Below are 12,362 nucleotides of genomic sequence, written 5' to 3'. Positions count from 1 at the left end.
CCTGCGACAGCTTCGAATCGATCAGGAGATGAGTTGGCGGAACGCCCGCTCGACCTGTTCGGGGTGTTCCATCTGTGCGACATGGCCGGACTGCGGCAGGTAGAGCAACCGCGCGTTCGGGAAGGTGCGCTGCGCCTTGGTCCGGATCCGGGCGTCGACCAGCCGGTCCTTGCCGCCGTAGATCAGCAGCACCGGACACTCCACCTTGGCCGCGTCCGCCCACAACGAGCGCCGCGGCGGCGCCAGCGACGACCGCAGGACGCTCCGCGCTCCGTCCAGGGTCGCCCGTCCGACCCACGGATCGGTGTCCCGCCGCCGCAGCTCGGCCTCGTACGCCGCTCGCACCTCAGGCGGGAGCGACCGCGGGTCGCCGAACACCATCGCCAGCGACGCCTGGAACCGCCGATCGAACGGCAAACGCCGGCTCCGCTCCAGCACAACCGAACCCAACCGGGGCGTCGCGAGCGCGGCGAACCACAACGCGCTGGCGGACACCCGCGGATGCGGCAGGGCGGGAGAGATCAGTGTCAGCGACGTCACCAGATCCGGACGCTGGGCGGCCAGTGCGACCGCGGACGCCCCACCCATCGAGTTGCCGAACAGGTGTACCGGTCGCTTGACCTCTCGCTCCAGCAACTGGATCAGTACGGCGGCCTGCTCACTGATACCCGCCGCCCCGGACAGCGGCGTACGGCCGAACCCGGGCAAGTCGGGCGCTATGCCCCGGACTGTGTCGTTGAGCAGGAGCCCGAGGGCGGTCCAGTTCAGTGAGGACCCGCCGAGGCCGTGCACGAACAACGCCGGCGGCAGGTCGGTCGCCGCCCCGGGCGCATCTCTGACCAGCAGATCCACGCCAGCGACCGGCACTCGCCGTGCCGGCCATTCCTGTGCCCCCAACGGCACCCCATCCCCGGTTACTGCCGCGTAACTCTCCACGAAACCCATGTTAGGTCGCTCTGAAGCTGGACACTGGAACACATGGCAGGCGCGCCGCAGCAGCTGACGACCGAGGTCGACGGGCAGACGATGAAGCTCACCAACCTCGGCAAGGTGCTGTACCCACAGACCGGCTTCACGAAAGCCGAAGTGATCGACTACTACCACCAGGTCGCGGAGCTGCTGCTTCCCCACCTGTCCGACCGCCCGCTGACTCGTAAGCGCTGGCCGGACGGCACGGCGGCGGCGTACTTCTTCGAGAAGAACGCACCACGCGGTACGCCGGCCTGGGTGCGGATCGTGACACTCCCGACGCCCGGCAGCTCCACCGGCCGGGACGAGGCCGACTTCGTGGTCGCCGACGACATCCAGACCGTGGTGTGGCTGGCCAACCTGGCCGCACTCGAGTTGCACGTGCCGCAGTGGCGGATCGGGCTGTCGGACAACGGCAAGGACCCACAGGCCGACCTGATCGTGTTCGACCTCGACCCCGGGCCGGGCGCGACCATCGTGGAGTGCTGTGACGTCGCACTGGCCCTGCGGGAACTGCTCGGCCACTACGGACTCGAGGGCTGGCCGAAAACCTCCGGGAACAAGGGCATGCACCTGTACGTGCCGATCGAGCCCGCGTCGTCCCGCCGTACGAGCGCCTTCGCGAAACAACTCGCGGAGCAGCTCGCCGAGGCCCTGCCGGAGAACGTGACGGCGAACATGACCAAGGCGCTCCGGCCAAACAAGGTCTTCATCGACTGGAGTCAGAACGCCAGCGCCAAGACCACACTGGCGCCGTACTCGCTCCGGGGATCGGACGAGCCGCGGGTGTCCACCCCGATCGACTGGGACGAGGTGGCGTCGGCCACCACGCCCGAGGACCTCAGGTTCCTCCCGCACGACGTCCTGGCCCGGATCGAGGAGTACGGCGATGTGCTGGAGGGGCTGTACGACGACCCGCAGCCGCTACCGTCGTAGGTGTCATTCAGATCGCAGTCCGAAAGGAGAGCGAGTCGCATGACCAGTGAGACCGACTACGAGGGCCCTGCCGCCGGCAGCGTTCCGGACGACGCCCCTGAGGCCGACGTCCTGGACCAGCGCCAGAGCTCGACCGTGGTGGACGACCGGCCCGAGGACTCCGGCGTACTGCTGGAGGCCGACCCAGCCGATGTGGAGGAGCAGCGCCGCGAGATCGGCGACTCCGGCGAGGACGACTACCGGTAAACGCTCTCACGTTGGAACGCCGTTCGGCGGGGAAGCTACTGGCCGGGAGGACTGCTGGGTAGGATTCGTGGAACGACCCGGCGGTCGAGCCCGAGCCGCCGGTGCCGAACCACCGAAGGAGCCGACGTGTCGACGACACCCGAGACCGCGCCCAAGCGCGGCAGCCGCCTGCCGCGGCTGGCCCGCCGCGCGCAACTGCTCGAGGCGGCCCAGGAGGTTTTTGTCGCCAACGGTTATCACGCCGCCGCGATGGACGACATCGCCGACCGCGCCGGCGTCTCGAAGCCAGTCCTGTACCAGCACTTCCCCGGCAAGCTCGAGCTGTACCTGGCGCTGCTGGACACCTCCTGCGACGCGATCATCGCCTCGGTCCGGGACGCGCTGAAGTCGACCGAGGACAACAAGCTCCGGGTCGCGGCGACCATGCACGCGTTCTACGACTACGTGGCGAACGCTCAGGGCGCCTTCCGGCTGGTGTTCGAGTCGGATCTGACCAACGAGCCGGCCGTCCGGATACGGGTCGACCGGGTCACCCACGCGTGCGCCGAAGCGGTCTCGGAGGTGATCAGCGCCGACGCCGGCCTGAGCCGCGAGCAGTCGATGGTGCTGGCCGTCAGCCTGGTCGGGATGGCCCAGGTCAGCGCCCGCTACTGGCTGGCCTCCGACGATCCGACGCTGGCCCAGCAGCAGGCCGCCGACCTGGTCGCCTCACTGGCCTGGCGCGGTATCCGCGGCTTCCCCCGCACCGACGGCTGAACTCGTCCGGCGGCTGCGCGTCCGTCGTACCGGGGGTTCTGCTCTCGGCGGACGGGTGAGAGCTGACGGCCGGCAACGGATAGGCTCGAAGCGTCACCGGCGAGAGCCGCCGGTCGGAACGTGCCCGGAGGGTTTCGTGGAGGTCAAGATCGGCGTGCAGCACGCCAATCGTGAATTGGTGCTGGAGAGCGAGCAGAGCCCGGACGAGGTGCAGCAGGCCGTCGCCGACGCGCTCAGCGGCAAGTCCGGTCTGTTGCAGCTGACCGACGACAAGGGCCGCCGGGTGATCGTCCCGGCCGACCGGCTCGCGTACGTCGAGATCGGCGAGGTGTCGATCCGCAAGGTCGGATTCGGCGCGATCTGATCCCGGTCCGGACACAGCCGCGCGTGTCCCGGTTGCGGAGTGCCACCGAGGGGGCACGATGGCCGTAAGACCTGCGTTGCGGTGGTCTGGTTGCTTCGGGGCGCCGGACCGGAGCGCAGGTCGGCCATCCCTCAAAGGAGGAACCGTGTACTGGGTCTGGATGCTCATCGTCAGCCTCATTGCGGGCATCATCTTCGGGCCGCTGGCCCGGCTGGTGCTCCCCGGCAAGCAGAACATCAGCCTCGGCTGGACCATCCTCGGAGGCGGCATCGGCGCCTTTATCGGTGGTCTGATCGCCTACATCCTCGGCGTCAAGGACACCAGCGGCCCGGACTGGATCCAGTACCTGATCCAGATCATCTGCGCCGCGATCGTCGTCGCGTTCATCTCGTCCCGCAACAGCAAAGCCACAGCCGCCTGACCTCACCCGCCCGCGGGGCGAGTGTTCCCCGTGCACTCCAACGGCCGCCACCCAATCCTGGGCAGGCGGCCGTTGTGTGTCTCAGGCCTGGAGGCCGAGGGCGGTCATGCGGGCGGTGTGGGCCTCGGTCAAACGGGTGAACATGCGGCCGATCGCGGCCAGGTCCAGCCCGGGCCGGTCGACGCTGCCGGCCAGCAGTGAAGCCAGCGAGTCCCGGTCCGCGGCGATCCGCTGCGCCTGGCTGAGCGCCTCACCCACCAGGCGGCGTCCCCACAGCGCCAGCCGGCCACCCAGCTTCGGGTCCTCCTCGATCGCCGACCGGACCCGGTCGACGACGAACGACGCCTGCCCGGAGTCCGCGAACACCTCGAGCACCAGGGCCCGGGTCTCCGCGTCCACGAACGACGCGATCTCACGGTAGAAATCGTTCGCCAGACCGTCCCCGACGTACGCCTTGACGAGGCCCTCGAGCCAGTCCGACGGCGCGGTGTGGTCGTGGAACGCCTCCAGCGGGGTGACGAACGGCGTCATCGCTGCCATCGGATCCACGCCGAGCGCGACCAGGCGGTCCCGCAGTTGCTGGAAGTGGCCGAACTCGGTGGTCGCCAGTGCGGCGAGCTCCGCCTTGTCGTTCAGCGTCGGCGCCAGTTTGGCGTCCTCGGCCATCCGCTCGAACGCCGTCAGCTCGCCGTACGCGAGCACTCCCAGCAGATCCACCGCCGCGGCCCGGTAGGCGGGATCATCAAAGGCCGTCTGCTCCATGCCCGGCACCCTATCCGGCCCGGAGTGCGAGTGGCGCAAACCACACGAAGCGGGCTTGACGACTGTTGCGGTTACACTGGTGAGCGATTCGCCGGTGACGCGCCCAGATGGGCAAGCTGGTGCGAGGTGCTTGCACAGTGTCCCCGCGCCTCACGATCGGGGCTGAAAAGCCCCAGGCGCCCGGCCACTGAGCACACCTGTCCGCACCAAGCATGTGAGAGGCGATCAGCCTGACCACCTTCCGAGAGCTCGGGGTCCTACCCGAGATCTGCGACGCGCTCGAGCGCGTCAACATCATCGAGCCGTTCCCGATCCAGGAGATGACGCTCCCCGTCGCGTTGATGGGCACCGACCTGATCGGTCAGGCCCGCACCGGCACCGGAAAGACGCTCGGCTTCGGCATCCCGTTGCTGCAGCGCACCATCTCCCCCGGCGAGGCCGATTACGAAGAGCTTGCCGCCCCCGGCAAGCCGCAGGCTCTGGTCGTCACCCCGACCCGTGAGCTGACCATCCAGGTCGCCAAGGACCTGGTGACCGCCTCCACCGTGCGTACCGTCCGCATCCTGACCGTGTACGGCGGCGTCGCGTACGAGCCGCAGCTGGACGCGCTGAAGACCGGCGTCGACGTCGTCGTCGGTACGCCGGGACGCCTGCTGGACCTGGCGAACCGCGGTGTCCTCGACCTCAGCCACATCAAGGTGCTGGTACTCGACGAGGCCGACGAGATGCTCGACCTCGGGTTCCTGCCCGACGTGGAACGCATTCTGCGCAAGACGCCCGAGCTCCGCCAGACGATGTTGTTCTCGGCAACGATGCCGTCGGCCGTGATCGCGCTGGCCCGCACCCACATGCGGCATCCGCTGAACATCCGGGCGGAGTCGCACGAGGACACCCAGATGGTGCCGACCACGGCACAGTTCGTCTACCGGGCGCACGATCTGGACAAGCCCGAGGTGGTCGCGCGGATCCTCCAGGCCGACGACCGCGGCCGGGTGATGATCTTCTGCCGGACCAAGCGCGAGGCCTCCCGGCTCACCGACGACCTGCAGGACCGCGGGTTCAAGGCCGCCGCGATCCACGGCGACCTGAACCAGCAGGCCCGCGAGCGCGCGCTGACCCGGTTCCGCGGCGACAAGATCGACGTCCTGATCTGCACCGACGTCGCGGCCCGCGGGATCGACGTCGAGGGCGTCACGCACGTCATCAACAACACCTGCCCCGAGGACGAGAAGGCCTACATCCACCGGATCGGCCGGACCGGCCGGGCCGGTGCGAGCGGGATCGCGGTGACGTTCGTCGACTGGCCGGACGTGACCCGGTGGAAGACGATCAACAAGGCGCTCGACCTGCCGTACGACGAGCCGCAGGAGATCTACTCCACCTCGCCGGAGCTGTACCACGACCTCGGCATCCCGACCGAGGCGAAGGGCCGGATCAAGCCGGTCCGCGAGCCGCGCGAGTCCGGCGCCGAGTCCGGCGAGGACAAGCCGGCCCGCGACCGTCGCCGGGGCGAGGGACGCACCGAGGACGGCGACCGACCGGCCCGGAAGCGGAACCGGACCCGCAAGCGCACCCGGTCCGGCCAGGTGCTCGACGAGAAGTCCGAGTCCGACGTCACCACCAAGACCCAGGTGCCGCCGACCGAGGAGTCCTCCACCGAGGCCGCCGAGGCGCCGGTCCCCGAGCGGAAGCCGCGCAAGCGCACCCGCAAGGTCGCCGAGCCGACCGAGGCCAAGGCAGAAGCCAAGGCCGAGGCCCCGGCCGAGGACGCGCCGCCGGCTGAGGCGTCGACCGAGGCACCGGTCAAGCGGGCGCGGACGCGCACCCGGAAGACAGCGGAGTCTGAGACGGCTGCGACCCCGGAGCCGGGCGCGGCGCCGACGATGCCGCTGTTCACCGCTCCGGAGTGAGTGTTTCCAAACGGTGATCTGAGCCTGCAACACCCTGCCCCTCGGGGACCGTCCTAGGACGGAAACCACAAGAGAGGGGCATGGGTGATGAGGCCGATCAACGGTGTGGTGATGGCGGCGCTGGGGTTGGCGCTGCTGGCGGGGTGTGGGGCCAGTGGCAACGACAGCGCCGGCACGAGCGAGGCGGCGCCGGTGCAGAAGCAGGACGCCGCCTCCGGTACGGCGTCCGACGGCAAGGCCGGCAACGCGGCACCGCAAGCCCCCGGGCAGCCACAAGCGCAGCCGTCTATCACGCGCGCGATCATCAAGACCGGTTCGCTCACGATCGAGTCCGAGGACGTCGCCGCCACCCGGCAGAAGGCGATCACCGCGGTCGCCGGCCTGGACGGTCAGGTCGCGTCCGAGGACACCGGCAGCAACGCCGACGGCACGATCACCCAGGCGAATCTCGTCCTCAAGGTGCCGACCAAGTCCTACGACACGGCGATCCAGCGGCTGTCCGACCTCGGTAAGCGACTGCAGATCCACCAGGAGTCCAGCGACGTCACCGAGCAGGTGGTCGACGTGGCGAGCCGGATCGAGTCCCAGCGCGCCAGCCTGGACCGGATGCGCGCACTGATGGCGAGGGCCAACACCGTCGGCGAGATCGTCTCGGTCGAGAGCGAACTCACCCGGCGTGAGGCGGACCTCGAGTCCCTGCTGGCCAAGCAGAAGAACCTCGCTCTGCAGACCGACCTCGCCACCCTCACGCTCACGGTGACCGAGAAGGGGCAGCCGCCGGCAGCGGCCGAGGACCCGGACCGCGGTTTCCTCGCCGGGCTCAAGGGCGGCTGGGACGCGTTCACCGCCACGTTCTCCGCGTTGGCGACCGCGTTCGGAGCGCTCCTCCCGTTCCTGGTGCTGCTCGCGCTGATCGGCGTTCCGCTGTGGCGCTTCCGGCATCGCCTCCGCCGTCAGCCGGCCGCCATCCCGCCGGCTCCGGACGGCGCTCAGTAGGTCAGAGCAGCGCGCCGGCCAACGCCCGGTAGGCCTTCGCACCGGGCGAGGCCGGCGCCGTGCTGAGAATGGTCTCGCCGACCGCCGGCGCCTCCGCGAACCGGATCGACTTCGGGATCGGCGGCTGCAGTACGTCGAGCGAGTACGTGTCCGCGATCGTCTCCAGCACCGCGCGCGCATGGTTCGTGCGTCCGTCGTACAGCGTCGGCAGCACGCCGAGCACCCGCAGGCTCGGGTTGGTCAGCACCTGCACGTCGTGAATCGTGTCAAGTAGTTGCCCTACGCCACGATGCGCCAACGTCTCGCACTGCAGGGGAATCAGTACGTCGGACGCCGCGGACAGCCCGTTCACCGTCAGCAGTCCCAGCGTCGGCGGGCAGTCCACGATGATCCAGTCGTACGACGAGCGCAGCGGACGTAACGCGGTCCGCAAGACCTGCTCCGGGCCGCTCTCCCGGGCCAGCTGCACCTCCGCGGTGGCCAGCTCGATCGTCGCCGGCACCAGGTCCGGTGCGTCGTCGAACTCGATCAGCACGTCCCACGCCGGCACGCCGTCGAGCAGCACGTGATGGATCGACTTGGCGAGGTCCTCGGGGTCGATGCCGACCGAGAACGTCAGGCACGCCTGCGGGTCGAGATCGACCACCAGCACCCGTTGCCCGAGCTCGGTCAGGGCAGCGCCGAGTGTCGCGACGGTGGTCGTCTTGGCCACGCCGCCTTTCTGGTTCGCGACCGCGAGAGTGCGAGGCACGCCGCCATTGTGCCGCACGGCGGAACATCCGGCCTCGGCGACCGGCTGTAGCCGACGGGTTGACTTAAAGCGCTCTTGAACTCCCAGCATGCTGGACATGACCGGAACGACGATCTGCCCGGACCTGCCCGCCCCCGACTGCGACGACCAGCCGGCCGCCAGGGCCGGGCGTCGTGAGTGGCTGGGCCTCGGCGTGCTGGCCTTGCCAACGATCCTGATCGGGCTCGATGGCACCGCCCTGCATCTGGCGGCGCCGGTGCTCAGCGCCGATCTGAACCCCAGCTCTTCACAGCTGCTCTGGATCATCGACGTGTACGGCTTCGTAGTGGCCGGACTGCTCGTCACGATGGGCACGGTCGGCGACCGGATCGGCCGTCGCCGGCTGCTGTTGATCGGCGCCGCCGGGTTCCTGGCCGCGTCGGTGCTGGCCGCGTTCGCTACGAGCGCCGGGCAACTGATCGCCGCCCGCGCCCTGCTCGGCCTCGCGGGTGCCACGCTGATGCCGTCCACGCTGTCGCTGCTCAGCAACATGTTCCGCGATCCCGGTCAGCGCCGGCTGGCGATCGCGATCTGGATGACGAACTTCATGGTCGGCGGCATGGCGGGCCCGCTCATCGGTGGCGTCCTGCTCGAGCATTTCTGGTGGGGCTCGGTGTTCCTGATCGGCGTACCGCCACTAATCGTGTTGCTCGTCGCCGGTCCGCTGCTGCTGCCGGAGTTCCGGAATCCGCACGCCGGCCGGATCGACCGGCTCAGCGTCGTTCTGTCCGTCGCCGCGATCGTGTCGGTGGTTTATTCCGTCAAAGAGACCGCCAAGAGCGGACTCGACGTGAGCACGCTCGCGATCGCGGCCGTCGGGGTCGCTCTGGGTGTGGTGTTCGCTCGTCGTCAGCTTCGACTACGGGAGCCGTTGATGGATCTGCGACTGTTCCGGCGGGCCGCGTTCAGCGCCTCGCTCGGCGCGCAGACGTTCGGGTTGTACGTGCTCGCGGCGATGCAGTTCCTGACCGTGCAGTATTTCCAGCTGGTGCTCGGCATGACACCGCTCGAAGCCGGGATGTGGATGCTTCCGACGATGGTCATGGGAATCGTGGGCACACTCGGCGCGCGGTGGGTGGTCCGCGTGCTCCGGCCCGGTACTGCGATGACCATTGGCTTCGCGGCCGCCGTACCAGGTCTGGCTCTGATGGCGCTGTCCGGACGGTGGCCTGTCGTCGTCGGCCTGGCCATCACCAGCATGGGCGTCCAGGTCGTACTGGCGCTCACCTACGACCTCGTCGTCAGCAGTGCACCGCCTGAGCGCGCAGGAGTGGCATCCGGCATGGGTGAGACGGGCACCGAGCTCGGAATAGCACTCGGGATCGCCATCGCGGGCAGTCTCGTCACGGCGGTCTACCGGGCCGGTGTGACAGTCCCAGCGGGCGCACCCGACTCCGTCCGCGACACGCTGGGCAGCGCGGTGTCCGCTGCGGAGCACCTGCCCGGTCCCGTCGCGCAGCAACTGCTGGAGACCGCACGTGCCGCCTACACCAACGGCGTACAACTAGCGGCGGTCGTTAGCGCGGTCATGATCGCGATCCTCGCCGTCGCCACCGCCAAGCTGGTCCGGGCGGACTGAGCGGTTACCCTCTTTACTTGTGAGTACGCCGCGCACGCTGACGCTGCCCGATGGGGTTCATGCCGCGACCCTCGAGACCGACCGTGGCTCGTTCGCCACGCTGATGGCCGTGCCACAGATCGGTACGCCGCTCGGCACGGTCCTGCTCGTACCGGGGTGGACCGGCAGCAAAGAGGACTTCACTCCGCTGGTGGACCACCTGTGTCGCTACGGCTGGCGGACGGTGGCGGTGGACCAGCGCGGTCAGTACGAAACCGCCGGGCCGGCCGAGCCCTCGGCGTACACACTGGCCGAGCTCGGCGCTGATGTGGTGGCGATGAGCAAGGCACTCGGCGGCTACAGCCAACTGGTCGGGCACTCGTTCGGCGGACTGGTCGCCCGGGAGGCGGTGCTGACCGATCCGTCGGTGTTCTCCACGATCACGCTGCTCTGCTCGGGCCCGTCCGCCTTCACCGACCAGGAAACGCTGCAGGGCCTGCAGATGCTTGCGTTCGGTCTGGACAACCTGCCGATCGAGCAGGTCTACGACCTCAAGCTGCAGCACGACACCAAGAACCCCGGGTACGTCGCTCCGCCGGAAGACATCGCGGCGTTCCTCCGGACGCGCTTCACCAGCAACGGCCCGGTCAGCCTGGCGCAGATCACCCGGCGCCTGATCGACGCCGAGGACAAGACCGACCGGCTCGCCAAGACCGGCGTCCGCACCCAGGTCCTGTACGGCGCCGCCGACGACGGCTGGCCGATCACGGTGCAGCGCGCGATGGCGGAGACGCTGGGCGTCGAGCCGCAGGTCGTCCCCGATGCCGGCCATTCACCGGCCATCGAGCAGCCCGCGGCCACCGCCCGCCTCCTGGTCGACTTCTTCCACGATCGGGACGGGTTCGCTACGGACTGAGCCTCAGCGAACCGGTTTGACGGCGACTTCGAGGTTGAGGTCGTCCAGGCCGATCGGCGTCAGTGCTGTCCTCAGCGTCTCGTCGTACACCAGAGCCGAGACGTTGACCTTGTCCTCCTCGGATGCGCCGCCGGCCGCGTACACCCCGAGTCCCTTCGGGATCAGGTCGCTGACTGCCGTCCCGAGCTGGGTGAGCTCGGTCTCGCTGAACTTGACCTGGTGGACACACAGATTGCCGTCGTACACCTTCTCGAACGCGGTCCGGAAAGCGGCGACATCGCCGTGGGCCACGCCGATCGTGTACACCTCGGGCGCGCCGGGCGCGTGGCCGTTCGGGTACAGCACGCGTGGGTCCGCGGCCTGGTCCTGGCGTCCTTCGAGGAACTTGACGACCGCGGCCTTGTCGACGTTGATCTGCCCCGGCTCCCACCCGCCGGCGGGCGCCGGGCACGGCACCTGGTCCGGCGGGATCCTCTGCTCCAAGGTCGTCGAACGCACCTCCGGCCTCGTCTGCTCCCGGACGTCGATCGTCCGGCCGCTCCAGATCCCGGTCAGCACGGCGTACCCGGACGTGACGCCCTGGGTCTTCGTGACCTGGACGAGCTTGGCCAGGTCGAGGTTCTTCAACGTCACGGCATACTGCGCCGGGCAGGTCGGAGCGGACTCGGCGCCGTTCGCCCAGCCGGGGTCGGTCAGCCTCGGCACCGGTGCGCAGAACAACGGATCCTGGCCGGGCGCGGCGATCACCTGACCACTCACCCGGACCTGATCGCCGTCCCGCACGAGAAGCTCGTCGTACGGCGCTTGGTTGCCTTGAGCAAATGATTGGGACGTGCCGCCGGTGGGTTTGCCGGCACCGTCGGGGAGGACGGTCAGCGCGACGGCGGCGATCACCGCGACGGACGCGGCCGCCAGGGCCGGGACCCAGCGGCGCGGACGGCGGCCGCCGAGGAGCTGCTCCAGGTCGGGCTCGGGGGGTGACGGCTGGTCCGCGCGCCAGCGCGCGCCGGCCCGCGTCAGCAGGTCGTCGACCTCGTCGGTCGGGTTCATTCGCTGACCTCCAGCAGGGTGCGCAGGCGGGCCCGCGCGTCGGACAGGGTGGACTTGACGGTGCCTTCGGAGCAACCCATCACCGCGGCCGTGTCGGCGATCGACAGGTCCGCGAAGTAATAGCAGTCCACGGCGAGACGCTGTCGTGCCGACAAGGAGGTGAGCGCGTCCTCGACGTCCATCCGGGCGTCCAGGTCGGGCCGTGACACCGGGCCGTCGTGGTCGTCCAGCTCACCGGCCGGCCGCAGCCGCCGGGCCGCCTTCCGGGCCTGGTCCGCGGTGATCGCGAGCAACCAGGCCGACGCGGTGCCGCGGGTGGCGTCGTACTGCCCCCGCTTCGACCACGCCCGCGCGAGCGCCTCCTGCACGATGTCGTCCCGGTCCGCGCCCACGGCGAGCCGCGCCGCCAGCCGAGCCATCGACGGCAGGTGCGGCCGCACCCACTCGACGAACCCGGCGCCGTCGGCCGGCGGACCCACCACCACAGGCTCACCCGTCATCGTCGGCATACCCGGTCTACCCCCGAATCCCGCTTCCGGTTGGGTCCCTACCCGAATTCCAACGACCCCACCACCCCCAAGTCACCACCCCACCCGATTCCGTAACCCACCCGAGTTATCCACAGATCCCCAATCCCACCCCACAGCCCCTCCCCGACTCTCTACGGTCGAAAGGACCGATCAACCGA

Annotated in this window: 14 protein-coding genes; 9 read left to right on the top strand and 5 right to left on the bottom strand. The window is 69.4% G+C overall.

The annotated features are described in order from the left end of the window. Positions 1-21: 21 nt before the first annotated feature. Positions 22-936 (bottom strand): alpha/beta fold hydrolase, encoded by a 915-nt coding sequence (locus ACZ3HV_RS14240; protein ID WP_465684293.1) that lies wholly within the window; start codon positions 934-936, stop codon positions 22-24. Between the two features lie 42 nt (positions 937-978). Between ACZ3HV_RS14240 and ligD the strand changes: the two genes are divergently transcribed. From ligD to ACZ3HV_RS14215, 5 genes are all read left to right on the top strand, one after another. Beyond that, positions 979-1,905 (top strand): non-homologous end-joining DNA ligase, encoded by a 927-nt coding sequence (gene ligD / locus ACZ3HV_RS14235; RefSeq protein WP_465684292.1) that lies wholly within the window; start codon positions 979-981, stop codon positions 1,903-1,905. A gap of 39 nt (positions 1,906-1,944) precedes the next feature. Beyond that, positions 1,945-2,151 (top strand): hypothetical protein, encoded by a 207-nt coding sequence (locus tag ACZ3HV_RS14230; protein WP_360365882.1) that lies wholly within the window; start codon positions 1,945-1,947, stop codon positions 2,149-2,151. A 126-nt stretch (positions 2,152-2,277) separates the two neighbouring features. Then, complete coding sequence (locus ACZ3HV_RS14225) at positions 2,278-2,907, top strand: TetR/AcrR family transcriptional regulator (protein ID WP_465684290.1); 630 nt, start codon at positions 2,278-2,280, stop codon at positions 2,905-2,907. 136 nt (positions 2,908-3,043) lie between these two features. Next, positions 3,044-3,271, top strand: coding sequence for a DUF3107 domain-containing protein (locus ACZ3HV_RS14220; RefSeq protein ID WP_132326680.1), 228 nt, complete (start codon positions 3,044-3,046; stop codon positions 3,269-3,271). A 145-nt stretch (positions 3,272-3,416) separates the two neighbouring features. Beyond that, a complete protein-coding gene (locus ACZ3HV_RS14215) occupies positions 3,417-3,692 on the top strand; it encodes a GlsB/YeaQ/YmgE family stress response membrane protein (protein WP_465684288.1) in 276 nt (91 codons plus the stop codon). 81 nt (positions 3,693-3,773) lie between these two features. Here ACZ3HV_RS14215 and ACZ3HV_RS14210 read toward each other — a convergent pair whose 3' ends face one another. Then, positions 3,774-4,454, bottom strand: a complete 681-nt coding sequence (locus tag ACZ3HV_RS14210) for a ferritin-like fold-containing protein (RefSeq protein ID WP_465684286.1) — start codon at positions 4,452-4,454, stop codon at positions 3,774-3,776. Positions 4,455-4,774: 320 nt separating this feature from the next. Between ACZ3HV_RS14210 and ACZ3HV_RS14205 the strand changes: the two genes are divergently transcribed. Then, on the top strand, positions 4,775-6,364 hold the full coding sequence (locus ACZ3HV_RS14205) for a DEAD/DEAH box helicase (RefSeq protein ID WP_465684284.1): 1,590 nt from the start codon (positions 4,775-4,777) through the stop codon (positions 6,362-6,364). 87 nt (positions 6,365-6,451) lie between these two features. Then, the gene (locus tag ACZ3HV_RS14200; RefSeq protein ID WP_465684282.1) at positions 6,452-7,360 is read left to right on the top strand and encodes a DUF4349 domain-containing protein; all 909 of its coding nucleotides are present in this window, start codon (positions 6,452-6,454) and stop codon (positions 7,358-7,360) included. A gap of 1 nt (position 7,361) precedes the next feature. On the opposite strand, the gene ACZ3HV_RS14195 is transcribed toward ACZ3HV_RS14200, so the two are convergent. After that, entirely contained in the window at positions 7,362-8,111 is a 750-nt protein-coding gene (locus ACZ3HV_RS14195; protein WP_465684280.1) for a ParA family protein, read from the bottom strand. 97 nt (positions 8,112-8,208) lie between these two features. Between ACZ3HV_RS14195 and ACZ3HV_RS14190 the strand changes: the two genes are divergently transcribed. Both ACZ3HV_RS14190 and ACZ3HV_RS14185 read left to right on the top strand, forming a co-directional pair. After that, positions 8,209-9,729, top strand: coding sequence for an MFS transporter (locus ACZ3HV_RS14190; RefSeq protein WP_465684278.1), 1,521 nt, complete (start codon positions 8,209-8,211; stop codon positions 9,727-9,729). Positions 9,730-9,748: 19 nt separating this feature from the next. Beyond that, positions 9,749-10,624: an alpha/beta fold hydrolase gene (locus tag ACZ3HV_RS14185; RefSeq protein WP_465684276.1), complete on the top strand. Its 876-nt coding sequence runs from the start codon at positions 9,749-9,751 to the stop codon at positions 10,622-10,624. Positions 10,625-10,627: 3 nt separating this feature from the next. On the opposite strand, the gene ACZ3HV_RS14180 is transcribed toward ACZ3HV_RS14185, so the two are convergent. Next, on the bottom strand, positions 10,628-11,674 hold the full coding sequence (locus ACZ3HV_RS14180) for a hypothetical protein (RefSeq protein WP_465684274.1): 1,047 nt from the start codon (positions 11,672-11,674) through the stop codon (positions 10,628-10,630). Next, positions 11,671-12,183, bottom strand: a complete 513-nt coding sequence (locus ACZ3HV_RS14175; RefSeq protein ID WP_465684272.1) for an RNA polymerase sigma factor — start codon at positions 12,181-12,183, stop codon at positions 11,671-11,673. Before ACZ3HV_RS14175 ends, ACZ3HV_RS14180 begins: the two co-directional genes overlap by 4 nt. Positions 12,184-12,362: the final 179 nt, after the last annotated feature.

The sequence above is a fragment of the Kribbella sp. NPDC020701 genome, assembly GCF_055562215.1.
Note: the sequence above shows the minus strand (reverse complement) of the source record. Positions and strands in the feature narration are given on the sequence as shown.

What these genes read in the sequence shown, in the direction of transcription:
- ACZ3HV_RS14190 (WP_465684278.1), top strand. Translation starts at nt 8,209, where the DNA reads ATGACCGGAACGACGATCTGCCCGGACCTGCCCGCCCCCGACTGCGAC.
- ACZ3HV_RS14175 (WP_465684272.1), bottom strand. Translation starts at nt 12,183, where the DNA reads ATGCCGACGATGACGGGTGAGCCTGTGGTGGTGGGTCCGCCGGCCGAC.
- ACZ3HV_RS14180 (WP_465684274.1), bottom strand. Translation starts at nt 11,674, where the DNA reads ATGAACCCGACCGACGAGGTCGACGACCTGCTGACGCGGGCCGGCGCG.
- ACZ3HV_RS14205 (WP_465684284.1), top strand. Translation starts at nt 4,775, where the DNA reads ATGACGCTCCCCGTCGCGTTGATGGGCACCGACCTGATCGGTCAGGCC.
- ACZ3HV_RS14230 (WP_360365882.1), top strand. Translation starts at nt 1,945, where the DNA reads ATGACCAGTGAGACCGACTACGAGGGCCCTGCCGCCGGCAGCGTTCCG.
- ligD (WP_465684292.1), top strand. Translation starts at nt 979, where the DNA reads ATGGCAGGCGCGCCGCAGCAGCTGACGACCGAGGTCGACGGGCAGACG.
- ACZ3HV_RS14210 (WP_465684286.1), bottom strand. Translation starts at nt 4,454, where the DNA reads ATGGAGCAGACGGCCTTTGATGATCCCGCCTACCGGGCCGCGGCGGTG.
- ACZ3HV_RS14200 (WP_465684282.1), top strand. Translation starts at nt 6,452, where the DNA reads ATGAGGCCGATCAACGGTGTGGTGATGGCGGCGCTGGGGTTGGCGCTG.